Here is a 19570-nt window from a genome sequence, read left to right as displayed (position 1 = left end):
CGTTCTGTAAGTCTGCAGTTTAACGATCTCTAATTCTTCGGAATCTAGCATCTCTCGGAATTGACGTTCTCAAGGTTTTTTTGAGGCGTTACCACTTATCTGGTAGCGCCTCTTTTGTATATGAGACTAAAACGTTACTTGTTTAATCACTAGGTTCTTAAGCATTATGCTCTTAACCGTTACTTGTTTAATCATTAGGCTCTTAAACGTTAAGTGCTTTATGTAGGTCAGTATTCACGGCATAGGTTATATGTGCCGTTCCACCACATTACCGGCTCTGTTACACGCAAAGGGTACCTTCATGTGCCAACCAACCAAGTATCTGGTGACATGGCACATAAAGACGCTATTTCCTATGATTTCGATTGTTGGTATGCAGTCCTACCAGTTACTTGGCACAGTTGCACTGGAACATATGCTTTGTGTGCAAACCTGCCAAGTATCAGGCCAAAGTGCACACAAAGCTTCTTAAAACGGTGTTTTCTCGTCTTTATGTGCAGATTCGCCATGAATCTGGTGCGATTGCACACAAACGGTAGCTTCGTGTGCATTTTTGCCAGGTACCTGTGCAATCTGCACTTGAAGCATAGCTTCGTGTGCCATTTCGTCGGATGTGTGACGTAGCTGCACTTGAAGGACGGTAAACGCTTATTTTGGCCTCTTAAAATGCAGCTTGATCGGGTACACGTGAATATTGCACGTGAAGGGCACCTCCAAGTGCAGAACCGTCAGGTACCTGACGTAGTTGCACACGAAGACGTCAAAATAAGCAAGATTCGCGCTTTGTGTGCACTTTCATCAGGTACCCGTGAATATTGCACACGAAGCATAGGTTCACGTGCCATATCGTCGGGTACCTGAGCATATTGCACATAAGACAAAGCTCGCGTGCTAATTTCTCGCGTACCTGTGAGATCTGCACACGAATTAATGTTCGTGTGCAGTTATGTCGCATATCCGACCATTCTGCACTTCAGCGTCATCTGCGTGTATCGTGTGCGGCGTATACCTCGTACCGTGCGTATACCGCGTACCGTGCGTATACCGCGTACTGCACGTGTGGACCTCAAAGAAGCACATATACAAAGAGGACCACTCAACCTGAATAGGTGAATGGTCCTCAGACGTTTTAGCTAATCAGTATTAGCTTATGAGCTTTAGCTCAGTAGTCTCAGCCGTTAACGCGGTCGATACCAGCCTGGACGTCAGCCAGCACGGTGTCCCAAGACTTGATGAATGCAGCAACACCATCAGCCTCGAGCTTGTCGGTGACAGCCTTGAAGTCGATGCCCAGAGCCTCGAGCTTGTTCATGACGTCGTGTGCATCCTCGAAGGTGCCTTCGATGGAAGCAGCGCCGTTGCCGTGATCAGCAAGAGCGTTCAGGGTCTTCTCAGGCATCGTGTTCACGACGTCTGGAGCCACGAGCTCGTCAACGTACTTGGTGTCGGAGTATGCAGGGTTCTTCGTACCGGTGGAAGCCCACAGTGGACGCTGAACCTTAGCACCCTTAGCAGCCAGATCAGCCCAGCGAGGATCCTCAGCGAACTTCTTCTGGAACAGCTCGTATGCGAGGCGTGCGTTTGCAACTGCAGCCTTGCCCTCGAGAGCCTTAGCCTCATCGGTGCCGAGCTCCTCGAGCTTCTTGTCCACAGCGGTATCCACGCGGGAGACGAAGAAGGAAGCCACGGATGCGATGTGCTCCAGTGGGTGACCGTTTGCAGCAGCCTGAGCGATGCCCTCGATGAAGGCGTCGATGACCTGCTCGTAACGCTCGAGCGAGAAGATCAGCGTCACGTTGACGGAGATGCCCTTAGCGAGCGTTGCGGTGATTGCAGGAAGACCCTCAAGCGTTGCAGGGATCTTGATCATAGCGTTTGGACGGTTGACCTTCTCCCACAGCTCGACAGCCTGCTTCTCGGTTGCCTCGGTCTCGTGAGCCAGACGAGGATCCACCTCGATGGACACGCGGCCGTTGACGTAGTCAGAGGCCTCTGCAACTGGACGGAAGATATCGGTAGCGTTACGAACGTCGGTCGTCGTCAGCTCGCGAATAGCGGTCTCAACGTCAACCTTGCCGAGCTCCTTGAGCTGAGCATCGTATGGACCAACCTGGTGCAGTGCCTTCTGGAAGATCGAAGGGTTCGTGGTCACGCCAACAACGTTGTCGTTAGCGATGAGCTCCTGCAGGTTGCCGGACTCGATACGCGTACGGGACAGATCGTCCAGCCAAATCGAAACTCCGTTATCGGAGACGCGCTGAGTTGCTTCAGTCATTTGTTTATTTCTCCTTGATTCCTCAATTGGATCAACAACTCACATTATGTTTGCAAGTGTGAACAATTTGGTTCATGAATCAAAACAGGGGTGTGTTCAATCGAACACACCCCAAAATGAATCACTTCGTGGATTCGATCGATGCCTTTGCAGCCTCGATAACGTGCTCAGCAGTGATGCCCAGATCAATCATGTTCTGAGCGCCATCACCCTGCAGGCCGAACTGCTCGATGGAGACAGCCTTGCCGTAGGAGCCGAGGTACTTGTACCAAGGCATTGCGAGGCCAGCCTCAACGGAGACACGAGCCTTGACGGATGCTGGCATGATTGCCTGCTTGTAGTCCTCATCCTGCTCTTCGAACCACTCCATCGAAACCATGGAGATGACGCGAGCCTTGATGCCTTCTTCAGCAAGCTTCTTGCCGGCGATGAGTGCCCACTGGACTTCGGAACCCGAAGCCATGATCAGCACGTCCGGCTCACCATCGCAGTCGAGCAGCACGTAAGCGCCCTTCTTGACGCCTTCCTTAGCCTTCTCAGCGGTCTCAACGAGCGTTGGGACACCCTGGCGGGTCAGGATCATAGCGGTTGGCAGCGTGTTCTTCTTCTCGAAGAAGTAACGGTAAGCCTCAGCGGTCTCCCACTGATCAGCTGGGCGCACAACCTCGAGCTGAGGGATTGCGCGGAATGCTGCGAGGTGCTCGATTGGCTGGTGCGTTGGGCCATCTTCACCCAGAGCAACAGAATCGTGCGTCCAAACGTAGAGGTTTGGAATCTGCATAAGAGCAGCAAGACGCACAGCAGAACGCATGTAATCAGCGAACTGGAAGAACGTACCCGAGAATGGGCGAGTGTCGGAGCCGAGCAGGATGCCGTTGGTGATGCAGCCTGCAGCGAACTCACGCACGCCGAAGTGGAGCTGACGGCCGTAAGGGGAGACGTCTGGCCACTGGGTCGTTGCGTACTTTGCAGGAGCGAAGGACTTAGCACCCTTGATGTTCGTGTTGTTCGAACCACCAAGATCAGCGGAGCCGCCCCACAGCTCAGGCATGACTGGAGCAATAGCGTTGATCACGGAGCCGGAAGCCTTACGCGTAGCAACCTTGGCGCCAGCCTCGAACGTAGCCTCGAGCTCATCGATAGCCTTGTCGAAGTCCTCTGGCAGATCGCCAGCCTTGATGCGGTCGTACAGAGCAGCCTTGTCTGGGTTTGCCTCAGCCCAAGCAGCGAGCTTCTCGTCCCACTCCTTGTGAGCTTCGAGACCACGCTGAGCCACGAGGCGAGCGTTTGCAAGAGCTTCTTCGTCGATCTGGAAGTTCTTCTCTGGATCGAGGCCCAGAGCCTTCTTCAGGCCTGCAACAGCTTCGTCGCCGAGTGCGGAACCGTGCGAAGATGGATCGTTCGTCTTGCCTGGGGTTGGCCATGCAATGAGCGTATCAACCTTGATGAAGTGAGGCTTGTCGGTGACCTTCTCAGCCTTCTCGAGGACCTTGGTCAGGCCTTCGATGTCTTCCTTGTAGGAACCATCAGGCTGGATGAAGCTGATCTCGTCGGTGTACCAGCCGTAAGCCTTGTAACGCTCGAGAACATCTTCAGCGAATGCGATCTTCGTGTCGCCTTCGATCTGGATGTGGTTTGCGTCGAAGATGACGAACAGGTTGCCCAGTTCCTGGTTGCCTGCGAGGGAGCTTGCTTCGCTAGAAACGCCTTCCTCAACATCGCCTTCACCGCAGATGACCCACACCTTGTGATCGAATGGCGAGGTGCCTTCTGGTGCATCTGGATCGAGCAGACCGCGCTCGAAACGCTGGCCGTAAGCGAAGCCAACGGAGGAAGCGAGGCCCTGACCCAGAGGACCAGTCGTCATTTCGATACCTGGCGTCAGGCCGACCTCAGGGTGGCCGGTCGTGCGCGTATCAGCGCCGCCACGGAAGTTCTTAATGTCGTCAAGCGTGAGGCCATAACCAGAGAAGTACAGCTGCACGTACTGGGTCAGCGAAGCGTGGCCACCCGAGAGGATGAAACGATCGCGACCAGCCCAGTTAGGATCGTTTGGATCGTGCTTAATGAAGCGCTGGTACAGCGTGTATGCAATAGGGGCGAGCGAGATAGGCGAACCAGGATGTCCGTGTCCAGCCTTCTGCACTGCGTCAGCGGACAGAGCCTTCGCCATCTTAATGGCGCGCTCGTCAAGTTCAGACCAGGTGTTTTCGGTCATGGGATCTACTTTCCTTCCAATACTCCGGATTGGCTTCAAGCTCGTGGTAGATGCGCAACAGCACAGTTGTGCATCTTTGCCATGTTCTTTTAGTCAATCCTGACATTGCCTTTACATACTAACGATGTCAACAGACTTACACATAGGCTGAAATCCTTAAGAATTCCACATATATAGGCGATTGAGGGGTTGCTACCTGCACATAACGATGTTTGATTTTGTTGTCTTCTTGTGGTTTTTGTTGCCCTATGGGGGTGTTGTAATGGACTCGTAAATGTTTAAGAAACGCTGGTTTTTGTTCAATTCTTGGAACAAAGTGCCCGGATAGCGATATGCAAATTCCGTCGTACGCTATATACAGAGCTGTATAGAGAGCTTCATACGAACTGTAATTCGCAATAAAACCGTAATTCGCTATATACGTAAGGAGTAGGGGACACTCATGCTTATTCGCAATGTGCATATTGCTAATAACGAGACGCTGCAAGACGTCCGTATTACTGATGGCAAGTTCGCTGAGATCAGCGACCATATTGAGCCAGCTATTGGCGAAGAAGTTATTGACGGCAAGCAGGGCTTGATGCTGCCTCCATATGTTGATCCACACGTTCATCTCGACGCAACGATGACAGCAGGTGAACCAGAGTGGAATGAAACCGGCACACTGTTCGATGGCATTCGCATTTGGAGTGAGCGCAAGAAGTCGCTGACTGTGCAGGACGTTAAGGACCGTGCTCGTCGTGCTCTTGAGCTGATGGCTTCGAACGGTATCCAGTTCGTGCGCAGCCACGTGGATGTGACTGATCCAACGCTGACAGCTCTGCATGCGCTACTCGAAGTACGCGAAGAGGTTAAGGACTTCGTGGAGCTGCAGCTTGTTGCCTTCCCACAAGAAGGTATTCTGTCGTTCCCTAACGGCAAGGACCTGATGCGTCAGGCTATTGCCGAGGGTGCTGATGTTGTTGGTGGTATTCCTCACTTTGAGTTCACGAACCAGTACGGTGATGACTCGCTGCAGTTCCTCATGGAGCTTGCTGCCGATTCCGACAAGCTCGTCGACGTGCACTGCGATGAGATCGACGATCCAAACTCCCGTCACTTGGAAGTGCTCGCCACGCTTGCTCTCGAGATGGGTCTGAAAGATAAGGTCACGGCCAGCCACACGACCGCATTCGGCTCGTACAACGATGCATACGCTTACAAGCTCATGCGTTTGCTCGGTATGAGCGGCATTAATTTCGTTTCGAACCCACTCGTCAACATGCACTTGGGTGGTCGTTTCGACACGTATCCAAAGCGTCGTGGTTTGACTCGCGTTAAGGAGTTGACTGAGAACGGTATCAATGTTGCGTTCGGTGAAGACGATCTGCGCGATCCATGGAGCCCACTTGGTACAGGCAACATGATTGATGTGGTGCGCATGGGTGTGTACGCCGCTCAGACAATGGGCTACACGCAGTTGCAGAACGCCTACAAGTACGTCACTGAGAACGGCGCCAAGGCTATGCACGTCACCGATCATTACGGCATTGAAGTTGGTAAGCCAGCAAGCTTTGTAGTTATGGACGCTAAGGACTTCTATGGTGTGCTCAATACGAACGCCACAATGTTGCTTAGCGTGCACAACGGCAAGGTTATTGTCACCAAGCAGGCTCCAGTTATGACGACGAACTTCTGACCGTCCGCCCGTCAGTCGGGAATAGCTACTTTAAGGGACGTTCGTACTTCAGGGAACACACGCACTTCACTGAAACGTTCGTACTTCAAGAAACGCTCGGAATCTCACTTCAACATGAGTATTCCGAGCGTTTTCTTACGTTGGCGCGTGGTTATTTTCGGAATATTCTTTTTGATTTCTGTGTTCGCCTTGTATGGCAAGAATTAGCACTCTCGGTGTTTGAGTGCTAAACCTATGTATAAAGCAATTGACTGGTACCAGCAATCGACAGCAATACAACAATCGACTGAAATACAACGGTCGGCTGAGATGTAACGACCGACTGCAATACGGCAATTGACTGAATACTCAGTGACGAACAGGGGGAGTGATGGTACGGACCAGGCGCATGTCAGTACTACGCGCAGTGGTCGAGGACTACATTCGCAATCAGGAACCTGTAGGCTCTACGGCTTTAGCTAAGCGCCATAACCTTGGCGTCAGCTCGGCCACAATTCGCAACGATATGGCTGTGCTCGAAGAAGAAGGCTACTTAATTCAGCCTCATACTTCAGCTGGTCGAATCCCAACCGAAAAGGGCTATCGCTTCTTCGTTGATCGACTTTCGAGCGTAGTGCCGCTGTCCAAGCCTCAGCGCCAGGGTATTCAAGCTTTTCTTGAGGGCTCCGTCAATCTGCAAGATACGTTGCAGCGTGCTGCTCGCTTGCTTGCCCGTATTACTGGCCAAATCGCAGTCGTGGCTTCGCCATCGCTATCGAAGTCGACGCTACGCCATGTTGAGCTCGTCGCTATTTCAACGAATATGTTGCTCGCTGTGGTGATTACCGACACGGGACGCGTCGCACAACATATGTTGCAGGCACCACAAATGCCAACGCAGCATGATATTGCCGCGTTCTCGCAAATTGTGAATCGTATTGGAACAGGCCGTAGCTTGCGTGACTGCGCACGTCTGATTCGTTCGATTCACCATACGGATCTAGCAACATGGACGCAGGATCTGAGCAACCGCTTGGCTTCAGCACTCGACACGATGGCTGATGAAGAACATGCAAGCGAGTTGTTCATGTCGGGCACATCAACACTGGCTCATAGCGATCGCATTCATGAACTTGGTCCTTTATTTGATGCACTCGAAGAGCAGTTCGTCATTATGCGTTTAATGGACGATCTCAATGAGCATCAAAACGATCAAGGCATTGGCGTTGCTATCGGTTCAGAAACAAAAACTCCTGGACTGTTACATGCAGCCGTGGTTTCCAGCGGTTATGGCCAGGCCACAACGTCGCAGGGTCTTACCGATTTTGAAGCACCTACTCAGCAATCGTCGAGCTCAGCAGGCGACGATAGTAGCGATGATAGTAGTGATGAAAATAAGGAACAGGGTAGTGCAGTACAGCACATGGCACTTGACCTGAGCAATGCGAATACCACGAGTCCTGTTGCTTACATTGGTGCAATTGGTCCAACCCATATGGACTATGCGTCAACAATGGCAGCTGTCTGGACTGTTGCTAGGTATTTGACTGCATTCCTCGGCGAAGAGCACCAGTAATGGTTGCTGTGTGATGCATATGAATGGTTGCTGTGTGATGCGCATGAATAACAATTATGTAATGCATATGAATGGTAACAGTGTGTTGCGCATGAATGGCAACCGTGTGATGCACATGAATAGCAACTATGTAATACACATGCCGCTACTAAGCACGAGACGCCAAGCCACAGCTCAGCTCATATGAACGCAATAATCCTATGTGCGCGTACAGTAGGCATACGGGTACTTGAGTGTGTGACTATCAAGGTTTTCAATACCAAGTGTTAAGTCGACCAAATGATCAACTTCAACTCCCACGACCAAAGGAATAGAGAGTGACTGACTATTACGAGATTCTCGGTGTTAGCCGCACTGCGACTGAAGACGAGATCAAGAAGGCATATCGCCACAAGAGCCGCCAGTATCATCCTGATATTGCAGGCCCTGAGTTCGAAGAGAAGTTCAAGGAAGTCAATAGCGCTTACGAAGTCCTCTCTGATCCAGAAAAGCGCCGCATGTACGATGCCGGCGTTGATCCAAACAACCCACAGGCCAGCTACAGCCAGGGCTTCTCTGGTATGGGCGATATGGGCGACATTTTCAGCCAGTTCTTCGGTGGCGCATTCGGCGGCGGTGCCGGTGCTAGCCCAGAACCTCGTACGCAGCCTGGCCGTGACACGCTTGACTCGGTCACAATTGATCTGAAGACGGCTGTGTTCGGTGGCAATGAACACTTCACTATTGATACGCTCGGCGTTTGCCAGCACTGCGGTGGTACGGGCTCGGAAGATAAGTCTCAGCCAGTAACGTGCCCTGATTGCAACGGCCAAGGCTATGTGCAGAAGGTCGTGCGCACGATGCTTGGTCAGATGATGACGTCGGCACCATGCCCAACCTGCGAAGGCCACGGCACGATTATTAAGAACCCATGCACGGTTTGCCACGGTCATGGCCGTGTGCGCACGAAGCGCGACATTACGGTTACGATTCCAGCTGGTATTACCGATAACGCACGTCTGCGCTTGGCTCACCAGGGTGAAGTCGGCGAATGCGGCGGCCCTGCAGGCGATCTGTACCTTGATATTCGCGTGCGCCCAGATAAGCAGTTCACGCGCGAAGGTGACAACCTGCATTGCTGGATCCGCGTGCCAATGGGCTGGGCAGTGCTTGGTCACAGCATTGATATTGAAACGTTCGACGGCAAGGAAACTGTTGAAGTTCCAGCAGGTTGTCAGCCAGAGCAAACTGTAACGCTCAAGGATCTGGGTGTAACGAAGCTCAATGAAAAGGGCGAACGCGGCGATCTGATTGTGCACATTAACGTTGAGATTCCTACGAAGCTCAACGATAAGGAACGCGACCTCATGGAGCAGTTCAGCTCTATGCACGACAGCGACGACCAGAAGGTTGACTGCAATTCGAAGCCTGTAACCTCAGCTAAGAAGGGTTTCTTCTCTAAACTCAAAGAAGCCTTTAACTGAAGTAGAGCATAAATAAAAAAGAAATATAACGAGAATCGGCCGGCTCCTCAACGAAACAGAGGAACCGGCCGATTTTGTTATACAAACAAGCGTGCAGGTGCCGTTACTCAGGCGAGCAGCGAGCGGCACATGTGACGGTACTGGTCAACGTAACCGCCGCCAAAGAATACACAGTGACCAGCAATAGGGTAGAGCTGCCACAGCGTAATACGAGACTCGAAACCAGCCTTGAGCTTGTGTACGGACTCGTAGCCCTCGAAAATCTGATCAAGATAGGCCATGCCGAACAGATTCAGCATCGACAGATCTTCCTCACGATGACCGCCATGAGCGGCAGGATCAATCAACACAGCCTCAACCTGACCCGAGTCATCAGTGAACAGCACATTGCCGCTCCACAAATCGCCGTGCACACGCGCCGGCTTGTCGGAAGCAGCCTTGCCCAGCAGCTCAGGTAGCGCATCAATAACCTCGTGCGTCAGCGCGAGATCAGACTCGTTCAACTCACCGCGCGAGATGCCCAGCTCAACCATTGGCAGCAAACGGCCCTCAGCATAATATGTTGCGGGATCCGTCCACTCACCGGTGGCCATAGGAACAGGATCCTGCAGTGGACCGAAATAGCACGTACCGTCATAGCCCTCAGGCGCCGAACCAAAATACTCAGCGCCAGCGTCGTGCATATGAGCCAGAGCCGCACCGAAACGGTAGGCTGCATCGCGCGTAGGCGAGCACGTCATAATGCGCTCAATATTCAGGAAATCATCGCCCCAATTGAGCACCTTCACCACGCGAGGGCCACCCTGGGCTTCGGCCTGAGCAAGCCACTGCAATCCCTTGCCTTCACACTCAAAAAATCCCTTAGGACTGTACAGTCGGCTTTTACGATACGTCTGCATACTGCCTCCATTCGTTCTGTCAGCTGCCTCCATTGTTGGGGTGCCACCCGACACTTACGGGGAGGTCGCTCCGCTCCACCACTTTCCACATTGTGCTCTCTTCCGTTCTGGGCCGGCGGTAATGTATTGCACATACGCAATCAATTCAAGATGATTGGGGTTCCATGAATTTCTTCCAGGCCATAGTGCTCGGCCTTGTGCAGGCATTAACTGAATATTTGCCTGTGTCTTCGAGTGCACATGTGCGAATCGTTGGCGATTTAATGATCGGCGGCGATCCAGGCGCTGCATTTACGGCAATTATTCAGCTCGGCACTGAGCTTGCTGTGCTGCTGTATTTCCGCCACGACATTATCAATATTCTCAAGGGCTGGTTTGGCTGCCTGTTCGGCCATGAGGGCAAGGATTGGCAGCACCGTTTGGGCGCTACGAATAAAGATGCTCGCATGGGTTGGTACATCATTATCGGCACGATCCCGATTCTGATTGCAGGCCTGCTGTTCCAGGACGCTATTGAAACGACGTTCCGTAACCTCTGGGTCACGGTCGTAGTGCTGTTTGCTTTCGGTGTGCTGCTGTGGATCGTTGATGAGCGTTCGCGCCAGATCAAGACGATTAACGATCTGACCGTGCGTGACTCGATTATTTATGGTCTCGGCCAGATGCTCGCTCTGATCCCAGGTGTTTCCCGCTCGGGCGGTACGATCACGTTCGGCCGTGCAATGGGTTACTCGCGCGAATCTGCTGTGCGCGTCAGCTTCCTGATGGCAATTCCAGCTGTGTTCGGCGCAGGTATTCTCGAGGCCGTGAAGGCCGTGGGCGACGCTTCGACCGACGCGAGGTTCCCAGGTTGGGGAGCGACGATCGCCGCTACTATTGTGGCCTTCATCGTTGGTTACTTCGTCATCATCGGCTTCCTGAAGTTCGTTTCGACGTTCTCGTACAAGGCTTTCGCTATTTACCGCATCGCTCTGGCCATTATTGTGGCCCTGCTGCTGATTTGCGGCGTGCTTCAGCCTTATGAAGGCGTGCCAATGGGTGGAAACGCCTGAGAGCAGCTATGAGCCGCTTCTAACGCACGTTACGGTACGCAAAAGGCCGGTTAAGGAGTTTCAGCTCCTTGCCGGCCTTTGTTGTTGCTTACTTTTGTATTTCTTTATTTATTTCTCAGTATCGTCATCTGGCATTTCTCGCAAGAAAGCCTCCGCCTCACTCACAAGCTGCTGCACAGCAGGGGAGTCCGAGTTAGCAATGGACCTAGCTTTCTCTGCCATATCGTATTCATGCTCAAGTTCTGCAACGAAGTGCTCAAGATCAGGATTATTGTGCATAAGCACCGATGCACGAGCACGCCACTGTTCAGCCTTGCGAGGCAGATCGCCAAGCTCGAGCTCAGTACCAATAAGCTTGCTCAAAGTCTGCATTAACTGCAACGTACCTTGTGGGCAAGGATCCGTACCTAAATACTTAGGAACAGAAATCCAAAGCGACGTAGTAGCAAAGCCATCTTCATCGGCGGCTGCATCTAAAACATGTGGAATACCAATAGGTCCGCTATATTCAACAGTTTGATCCGAGCCATTACCTTCGATACTGAGCTCCAGGGGCAGTGGGCGAGTATGAGGGCAATCGGCAAACATTGAACCCATCGTATAAATCTGACCTACTTCAAACTCCTCAGCAATGCGGAGTGACTCTTTGCAGTATTCCATCCAGCCGTAGTTAGGTTCTGGGCCGAGCTGCGCAAGAATTTGTAGGGTATCACTAATCGTAATGTCATAGAACGTAGTTTGTGGCCAAAGGATACGGCGGAATCCTTGTATGCTGCACTGAATCGGGCGCGATACCTGGTAGTCGTAGTATCCGTCCCTATTAATATGTCCAACTTCAACAGATGGGTAGCGTGATACGAGCTGTCGGATCACGTCGGTTGCACACTGGTCTGCGTCATTCCAGCCATCAAAAGCAGCAACCATAATTACTTGTGGCTTTGGCCCCTTGCTGTACATAAGTATCACTTTACCGCTAAAAGATTGAGTTCGTACAGTTATCCGCCACCTGCGGACCATTGATGAATATCTTGCAAAGACATCCCCCTACTCGTTATTGATGCTGTACAATGCATGCTCCAATGCTGAACACAATTTATTCACATAGAAAACATCTAATGTGCTAACTGCTTAAATTTGACTATTGTGTCTATTTACGTATGATGTGGGCGTAACTATGCGACACGCCGAGTTTGCAAATCACATGAATGTGTTTATAGTTATGACTCGTGCTCAGGCAGTGATGAACTGCAGAGAACACATGCGGACATAGCTTAGTTGGTAAAGCGCAACCTTGCCAAGGTTGAGACCGCGGGTTCGAGTCCCGTTGTCCGCTCTAAGGTCCGATGAGTTTAACAGACCTTACGGTGGGTTAGCCAAGCGGTTAGGCAGCGGCCTGCAAAGCCGTATAGACGAGTTCGACTCTCGTACCCACCTCTAGACTCTCTGGAGTCTACAACCGGGCGGTTGGCGCAGAGGTAGCGCACTTCCCTGACACGGAAGGGGTCACAAGTTCGAATCTTGTATCGCCCACTCAACAGTTTCGACTGTTATTGATATTTGAATAGTGTTTATTCTTTGGGTGATTGGCGCAGCGGCTAGCGCACTTCCTTCACACGGAAGGGGTCATAGGTTCGATTCCTATATCACCCACGTACCGGAATATCGGTTATGCGGACATAGCTTAGTTGGTAAAGCGCAACCTTGCCAAGGTTGAGACCGCGGGTTCGAGTCCCGTTGTCCGCTCCAGAGCTAGAGACCCAGCTAAGCGGCTGGGTTTTCTTGTGTTCGAAGCTTTTGGGCGGTTGGCGCAGAGGTAGCGCACTTCCCTGACACGGAAGGGGTCACAAGTTCGAATCTTGTATCGCCCACAATTGCATGCCTGGCATGCAGCAAACCGATTCGGGTGATTGGCGCAGCGGCTAGCGCACTTCCTTCACACGGAAGGGGTCATAGGTTCGATTCCTATATCACCCACGAAACCGATTGACGGTTAATTTGCGGACATAGCTTAGTTGGTAAAGCGCAACCTTGCCAAGGTTGAGACCGCGGGTTCGAGTCCCGTTGTCCGCTCTAGAACAGAAACTTGAATATAACGTTTGAGTTTTGTGTTCTCGCTTTTGGGCGGTTGGCGCAGAGGTAGCGCACTTCCCTGACACGGAAGGGGTCACAAGTTCGAATCTTGTATCGCCCACGAAACTGATGTTTCAGTTCCATTTGCGGACATAGCTTAGTTGGTAAAGCGCAACCTTGCCAAGGTTGAGACCGCGGGTTCGAGTCCCGTTGTCCGCTCCATTTAGCTCACCTTCAACGGTGAGCTTTTTTTGTTATCTAGATTATTTTCTATTTCTGTTAAATCAACTCATTGAAAATTCATCCACATAATTCTGTGCGTAACTATACAGATTTTGGAATTGCTCGCACGGTTTCGTGGAATAGTCGTACCTCAATCAACCGTGTTTTACTACCATATAACCGTATGTGCGTAGAGGAGTCACTCTTGGGGCTACCTCAGCAGAAACGCATGATATGGATCCTAGAGTCGCTATACAGCAGTAGTCCAAATCAAATCTTGGTTATGGATGTTCCTATATCGCGCCTAGCTCTGTTTCCTGCACAGGAGGTACAGCATCATGGGAAAAACACGACAGAGGGTAGTGGCTGCACTTGCCATTCTTATGACCATGGTGCTGCCATATGTGCTTGGTACAAGTATCGCTGTTGCTGATGAAGAAGCCATACCGCTTGATGAACAGCATTTCCCAGATATACAGCTTCGTTGGTACCTAGAGTTTAGGTTACAAAAAGAAGAGAATGATGTCATCACCAGAGAGGAACGGTACAGTCTTGATGAGATATCGGTACCTTGGTTTTGGACTGAACCCTATAGAACAACGACATTGCAAGGAATTGAGTATTTTCCTAATCTGAAGCGACTCACTGCAGAGTCTGGCAATATGACAACAGTTGATATATCAAAGAATCCGGAACTCGAATCACTTACCATTCATGAGTGCAATCTTGAGTTCATTGATATATCGCATAATCCAAAGCTTGAATATGTTGATGTATCGAGAAATAAGCTGAATGCTATAGATACATCAAAGAATGCAGAGCTGAAAGTATTGGATGTTAGCTACAACGGCATAGCAACAATAGATATGTCGAAGAATAGCAAGCTTCAAGGTTTAGAAGCCTTTTATAACAAGCTTACCGATATTGATGTGACAAAGAATCCAGAGCTTAAGAGTCTTGGCGTTGGCGTGAATAACCTAGCAACGCTTGATGTATCAAAGAATCTCAAGCTTCGTACACTTATTGCACCTTGTAATAAGTTGACGTTCCTTGACCTACCTCAGCCAAGCAGCGTTTGGACGCATGATCCATCTAATTCGCATCTTTCGGAGTATAACAACCCACTTCTCGGTATCAACATCAACGCTGTGCCACATACTTTAGAAATTGATTCCGATGATGATTCCGCTCGGACATATACCGTTCCTGCATCAGAACGAAGTCTGAATCTGACCGAAATCGCGCCACAGCTAGATCTTACGAAAATCAGCAATATCCAAGGCGGCACACTGAATGGCTCAGAATTGACGCCAGATACGTATCCTGGCACGGTAACGTACCACTATCTTCTGCACGACCAAACCTTCTATACAGCAAAAATTCAATTTACTGAGCAAGGTTTAGCGTAGAAAGGTAGTTTTAGCACACAGATTTTTAGGACATAGATTCTCGCCCAAATCATTATTTGTGGCTCACATTGAGTGTCGAGAAGATAGTCAAAATATCAAACACCTAGGGCACCATCAGGTATTCATACTCGTGGAAACTTACGTTTTGATAATTGAGTCTTTATATACTGTCGACGCTAAGGACAATACCGTTCCGTCATATTATGAGATTAACGGTAATCTTCTGACTTGAGTAGTAGATCATGTCACTGTAGGGAATGTTGCATACCTTATCGTCTATAACCCAATTGGTATTTCCTCTTGGCAGTTAAGTTGCCCAGCGGGAATGAGCATGAAGATAATTCGTATTCTTTGACTCAATGCAATGGGTATTTTGGATGATCTTGACCAACATATCTTTTATTCCTGTATTTGAGGAGGGGAATATGTTTTTTAAACAAAGTGCTCAGCAACTTCATGATGAGTTAGCAAAAGTGAAGCAAGAAATCGATAGTAATCCGCTCTCGAGTGATGTAATAACACAGTCCACGGCAATTATCGAGCAAATGAAATCGAGTGGAAGAGAGGCAGAAATCGATCAAGAACTTGCAAGGCTAAGTCTTCCTAGTTCAGATGATATTGGCAAGCTCATCGCTCAGCATGCTTTGCAGCTTACTTTGCTGCAAAAGAAGCGCATTAAATTAGAGAAGAAATTAGAAAAGCTACGTTAAGTATTGAAGGACACATTATATATGTAGTGCAAATGCAAAGTGTTTTATGGTCATAGATCGGCTCTTAGTCTCCATGAACAGGAATGTCGCTCACTGTGAGAGGACTAACAGTCGAAGAGATGCTTAATTCAACTCCTTAACCCTGTTGTATTTGGGGTTAAGGAGTTTTCATAATTCCAGAAGTGTGAAGCAATTTGTAGACCTTATGCTTTTCACGGACTTGAGTCCCACACCTAGCTCTTGAGGTACTTGAGGAGGTTCTCCCTTGACCTCACTATGGTATATCCATCATCGTGCAGGTTGGTTAAATCACGAAAAAGGATATTTGCAACCTTAGGGATTGGATGTAATGGTCTACTGTTATAAGGATCGATAGCCTTTTGTATTGAGATATAAAACTCTACTCGACCATTCAAAACATAGACAGCATAATTTGCGGCATGCTCGCTGTCCAATGATTCCTTACCTTGGCGTTCTGCTGCTTGTTCAACGGCTCCATATATTATGTGATGCATTTCAGCAACACTATAATTGTTAAGTCCTTTAGTAATTGCCTCTACAGTTTTAGATCCTGATCTGCGAATAAGATCTTTTTGCTTCAGACGATGCTCAAAATAGGCAATTAATTCTGCTCTTTGTACGTCCTCCCAAGCGTGTAATAGTGCGTCCGCATTGTCTGGGTTGCTAGCTCTTTCACGCAAAGTTGGCATAATGTTTTCAACAGGATCGGAGATATTAACTTTGTGAGACAATATCTCCGGATCCTTACTATCTATATTTGTTGTTCTGAACAGGTCCAGCGTACTTGGAATTGGACTTGGATAGATAATGTGTCGAGAAGCTAATCTCCTACAGTATGTTTTATCGGTGAATGATAAATCGTATTGAGTCGTTTTCTTAGTTGCCGGTTGCTTATCTTCGTTTGCAGGCGGAATAAGAGGGGAGATGTGATCCGGATCCGTTGTAGATCTGAAATTAACGAACAACGAAGCTAACATTATTAAATCGTAGGTATCAATTTGGTCAAGCGTGAAGCATTGTGAAGACGGGACATATGCTTCTCGGGTAGCTCTGAGATTGTTATTGAAACGATCTTGCTCATCATTGAGCTGCTTTTGACGTTCTTGTTCTTCGGCAATTCGTTTTTGCTCTCTAAGCTTTTGACGTTCAGCTCGTTCTGCTTCGTATCGTTGCTCGCAAGCGTTACATGAACATAGGGTGTCGTTAGGTTTATGGCCGCATTCTGGGCAATACGTATTACTGGTTAATGCTTTGGATGCATCCATGCTTGCGCATAGACATTTGAATTCTGTTCTTGAAGGATACTTGGCTATGAGGGGAATATAACCACAAACCATGCAAGCTTGGGGTAATTCCATGGGCTGGAACAGAGTATACAGTCTGGATGGAGCTATCTCTAAACCATATTTCTTCACGAGATCTGTTGTCTTATATTCGCTGTAATAGTAATCACGCTTGAGCTCCGCCATTTGTTCATCATTGAGCTTGTTTGCATCGGAGGATGCCATAATAACCCCCTTATTACAAAAGATAGAAAAATTATATCTATATTTTGAGCTCAATTATTTATTAGCCAGGAAATGACTAAGTAACTTAATTGCCCGCAGATAGTCTGTTTAGTAATGATCTGCTGTATGAGGTCATCTATATGAAATCAGGTACTGACTTTATACAAACTCGGTTTATGAAGAAAAATATTTTGGAGATAGACACAGGACGGGCAGTAATGTCAATGCACAGCTTTAGCCTTATGCGTTGAATAATTCGTCCAGGCCTGCACCTTGTACCGCGGGCCCCGATAGTAAAGGACACCCAATGGCTGAAAACAGCATCTCCGTGACAATCGATGGTGAAGTGAAGGAGGTGGAAGCAAGCCAGACGGGCGTTGAACTGTTCTCTGATAACAAGGACATTATCGCTGTCCGTTTGAACGGCGAGCCTCGCGACCTCTACACACCACTTCACGATGGTGATGTCATCGAATCAATCGCACTTGATAGCCCAGATGGTCTGGCTATTATGCGCCACTCGGCAACGCACGTTATGGCACAGGCTGTGCAGGAACTGCGTCCAGATGCCAAGCTTGGCATCGGCCCTGTCATCGAAAACGGCTTCTACTACGACTTCGACGTTGAAGAACCATTCACGCCAGAAGATCTGAAGAAGATCGAAAAGACGATGCAGCGCATTATCAAGTCTTCGCAGCGTTTCCAGCGTCGTGTTGTGACCGAGCAGGAGGCACTGGCAGAAGAAGCTGATCAGCCTTACAAGCTCGAGCTCATCGAGGATAAGGAAGCAGCACTCGACACTGAAGCTGCACAGGATATTAGCCACAAGGAACTGAGCTTCTACGACAACGTTGACCGCGAAGGCAATGTTGTGTGGTCTGATCTGTGCCGTGGCCCACACCTGCCAAACACGCGCTACATCAAGGCTTTCAAGCTGGAGCGTACTGCAGCTGCATACTGGAAGGGCTCTGAGGCCAACCCAATGCTGCAGCGCATCTACGGTGTGGCATTCGCTAACAAGGACGAGCTCAAGGCATACCAGCAGCGCATGGAAGAAGCTGCTCGCCGTGATCACCGTAAGCTCGGCCAAGAGATGGATCTGTTCAGCTTCCCAGAGGAAATTGGACCAGGTCTGGCTGTGTTCCACCCAAAGGGTGCTGCAATTATCAACGCGATGAAGGATTACTCGCGTGATATGCACCGTCGTAACCACTACAGCTTCGTGCAGACGCCACACATCACCAAGGGCAAGCTGTACGAGACCTCCGGCCACCTGCAGTGGTACAAGGACGGCATGTACCCAGCAATGCACCTTGATGAAGAGAAGGATGCAGACGGCAACATCATTAAGCAGGGCTTCGATTACTACCTGAAGCCAATGAACTGCCCAATGCACAACCTGATCTTCAAGTCGCGTCAGCGTTCGTACCGCGAGCTGCCACTGCGTCTGTTCGAGTTCGGTACTGTGTACCGTTACGAGAAGTCGGGTGTGGTTCACGGCTTGACCCGTGTGCGTGGTTTGACTCAGGACGATTCCCACATTTACTGCACGCGTGAGCAGATGAAGGACGAGCTCAAGAACCTGCTGCAGTTCGTGCTCAAGGTCCTCAAGGATTACGGTCTGAACGACTTCTACCTGGAGCTCTCCACGAAGGATGAGCACAAGTTCGTCGGTTCCGATGAGATTTGGGAAGAGGCAACGAACACCCTGGCTGAAGTGGCTAAGGACTCTGGCCTCGAACTCGTGGCAGATCCAGGTGGAGCTGCATTCTACGGCCCTAAGATCTCGGTGCAGGCACGCGATGCTATTGGTCGTACGTGGCAGGTTTCGACGATTCAGCTCGACTTCAACTTGCCAGAGCGCTTCGGCCTCGAGTACATCGCAAAGGATGGCACGCACCAGCGCCCAGTTATGATCCACCGTGCACTGTTCGGTTCGATCGAGCGCTTCTTCGCTATCCTGCTCGAGCACTATGCAGGCGCACTGCCAGCATGGCTTGCTCCAGTTCAGGCTCTGGGTGTTCCAGTTGCTGATGAGTTCGCACCTCATCTGCAGAAGTTCATGGACTCGCTCGAGGAAGACCTCGTCCGCGTTGAAGTTGATCTGTCTGACGACCGCTTCGGCAAGAAGATCCGTAACGCATCGAAGTCGAAGGTTCCATTCATCCTCATCGCTGGTGAGGAAGATATGAACAACAACGCCGTCAGCTTCCGCTTCCGCGATGGTAGCCAGATGAACGGTGTTCCAGTTGATGATGCTCGTGCATGGATTATGAAGGCCATTAACGAGCGTGCACAGATCAACTCCGCTGATGATTTCCGCGCACTCGTTGAAGGTCATCTGCAGGAAGCCTGATTTGGCTAAGGCATTGCACTAAAGCAATCGCTATAGCATAAGAATTGGCAGTTAGAGTTTTCGGCTCTGGCTGCCAATTTTGCATATTTAGGCAGGGTTAAGCCTATGTTGGGGGTAGAGAGAGTGTTGTATTT

13 protein-coding genes and 10 tRNA genes are annotated in these 19570 nt (G+C 49.9%); 17 read left to right on the top strand and 6 right to left on the bottom strand.

Annotated elements, in window-relative coordinates; all coding sequences use genetic code 11:
• Positions 1–468: 468 nt before the first annotated feature.
• The 3 genes from D2E26_RS07585 to tkt form a co-directional block, all read right to left on the bottom strand.
• Positions 469–603, bottom strand: a complete 135-nt coding sequence (locus tag D2E26_RS07585; protein WP_277599527.1) for a hypothetical protein — start codon at positions 601–603, stop codon at positions 469–471.
• Between the two features lie 568 nt (positions 604–1171).
• Positions 1172–2275: a transaldolase gene (gene tal / locus D2E26_RS03220; protein ID WP_125963214.1), complete on the bottom strand. Its 1104-nt coding sequence runs from the start codon at positions 2273–2275 to the stop codon at positions 1172–1174.
• 121 nt (positions 2276–2396) lie between these two features.
• Positions 2397–4493 (bottom strand): transketolase, encoded by a 2097-nt coding sequence (tkt, locus tag D2E26_RS03215; RefSeq protein WP_125963213.1) that lies wholly within the window; start codon positions 4491–4493, stop codon positions 2397–2399.
• Positions 4494–4935: 442 nt separating this feature from the next.
• Between tkt and codA the strand changes: the two genes are divergently transcribed.
• From codA to dnaJ, 3 genes are all read left to right on the top strand, one after another.
• Positions 4936–6171: a cytosine deaminase gene (codA, locus tag D2E26_RS03210; RefSeq protein WP_125963212.1), complete on the top strand. Its 1236-nt coding sequence runs from the start codon at positions 4936–4938 to the stop codon at positions 6169–6171.
• Positions 6172–6541: 370 nt separating this feature from the next.
• The gene (hrcA, locus tag D2E26_RS03205; protein WP_125963211.1) at positions 6542–7726 is read left to right on the top strand and encodes a heat-inducible transcriptional repressor HrcA; all 1185 of its coding nucleotides are present in this window, start codon (positions 6542–6544) and stop codon (positions 7724–7726) included.
• A 317-nt stretch (positions 7727–8043) separates the two neighbouring features.
• Complete coding sequence (dnaJ, locus tag D2E26_RS03200) at positions 8044–9189, top strand: molecular chaperone DnaJ (protein ID WP_125963210.1); 1146 nt, start codon at positions 8044–8046, stop codon at positions 9187–9189.
• Between the two features lie 107 nt (positions 9190–9296).
• On the opposite strand, the gene D2E26_RS03195 is transcribed toward dnaJ, so the two are convergent.
• A complete protein-coding gene (locus tag D2E26_RS03195; protein WP_164515839.1) occupies positions 9297–10088 on the bottom strand; it encodes a fructosamine kinase family protein in 792 nt (263 codons plus the stop codon).
• Positions 10089–10252: 164 nt separating this feature from the next.
• On the opposite strand from D2E26_RS03195, the gene D2E26_RS03190 reads away from it, so the two are divergent.
• Complete coding sequence (locus D2E26_RS03190; RefSeq protein ID WP_125963208.1) at positions 10253–11140, top strand: undecaprenyl-diphosphate phosphatase; 888 nt, start codon at positions 10253–10255, stop codon at positions 11138–11140.
• Between the two features lie 108 nt (positions 11141–11248).
• On the opposite strand, the gene D2E26_RS03185 is transcribed toward D2E26_RS03190, so the two are convergent.
• The gene (locus D2E26_RS03185; RefSeq protein WP_164515863.1) at positions 11249–12064 is read right to left on the bottom strand and encodes a PAC2 family protein; all 816 of its coding nucleotides are present in this window, start codon (positions 12062–12064) and stop codon (positions 11249–11251) included.
• Positions 12065–12400: 336 nt separating this feature from the next.
• Between D2E26_RS03185 and D2E26_RS03180 the strand changes: the two genes are divergently transcribed.
• The 12 genes from D2E26_RS03180 to D2E26_RS03125 all read left to right on the top strand — a co-directional run bounded on the left by D2E26_RS03180 (position 12401) and on the right by D2E26_RS03125 (position 15551).
• A tRNA-Gly gene (locus D2E26_RS03180) sits at positions 12401–12473 on the top strand.
• 30 nt (positions 12474–12503) lie between these two features.
• Positions 12504–12574: transfer RNA gene (locus tag D2E26_RS03175), tRNA-Cys, on the top strand.
• 24 nt (positions 12575–12598) lie between these two features.
• Positions 12599–12670, top strand: a tRNA-Val gene (locus D2E26_RS03170).
• A gap of 47 nt (positions 12671–12717) precedes the next feature.
• Positions 12718–12790 (top strand) — tRNA-Val (locus D2E26_RS03165).
• 20 nt (positions 12791–12810) lie between these two features.
• Positions 12811–12886: transfer RNA gene (locus tag D2E26_RS03160), tRNA-Gly, on the top strand.
• Positions 12887–12936: 50 nt separating this feature from the next.
• Positions 12937–13008 (top strand) — tRNA-Val (locus tag D2E26_RS03155).
• 33 nt (positions 13009–13041) lie between these two features.
• Positions 13042–13114: transfer RNA gene (locus D2E26_RS03150), tRNA-Val, on the top strand.
• Between the two features lie 23 nt (positions 13115–13137).
• Positions 13138–13210: transfer RNA gene (locus D2E26_RS03145), tRNA-Gly, on the top strand.
• 49 nt (positions 13211–13259) lie between these two features.
• Positions 13260–13331, top strand: a tRNA-Val gene (locus D2E26_RS03140).
• A gap of 25 nt (positions 13332–13356) precedes the next feature.
• A tRNA-Gly gene (locus tag D2E26_RS03135) sits at positions 13357–13432 on the top strand.
• Between the two features lie 338 nt (positions 13433–13770).
• Positions 13771–14841: a leucine-rich repeat domain-containing protein gene (locus D2E26_RS03130; protein ID WP_125963206.1), complete on the top strand. Its 1071-nt coding sequence runs from the start codon at positions 13771–13773 to the stop codon at positions 14839–14841.
• Positions 14842–15266: 425 nt separating this feature from the next.
• Positions 15267–15551, top strand: a complete 285-nt coding sequence (locus D2E26_RS03125; RefSeq protein ID WP_125963205.1) for a hypothetical protein — start codon at positions 15267–15269, stop codon at positions 15549–15551.
• A gap of 233 nt (positions 15552–15784) precedes the next feature.
• Here the strand turns inward: D2E26_RS03125 and D2E26_RS03120 are convergent, their stop codons facing one another.
• Positions 15785–17080 (bottom strand): hypothetical protein, encoded by a 1296-nt coding sequence (locus D2E26_RS03120; RefSeq protein ID WP_125963204.1) that lies wholly within the window; start codon positions 17078–17080, stop codon positions 15785–15787.
• Positions 17081–17387: 307 nt separating this feature from the next.
• On the opposite strand from D2E26_RS03120, the gene thrS reads away from it, so the two are divergent.
• Positions 17388–19436, top strand: coding sequence for a threonine--tRNA ligase (gene thrS, locus D2E26_RS03115; protein WP_125963203.1), 2049 nt, complete (start codon positions 17388–17390; stop codon positions 19434–19436).
• Positions 19437–19570: the final 134 nt, after the last annotated feature.

Source organism: Bifidobacterium dolichotidis, assembly GCF_003951975.1.
Lineage (GTDB): Bacteria > Actinomycetota > Actinomycetes > Actinomycetales > Bifidobacteriaceae > Bifidobacterium > Bifidobacterium dolichotidis.
Note: the sequence above shows the minus strand (reverse complement) of the source record. Positions and strands in the feature narration are given on the sequence as shown.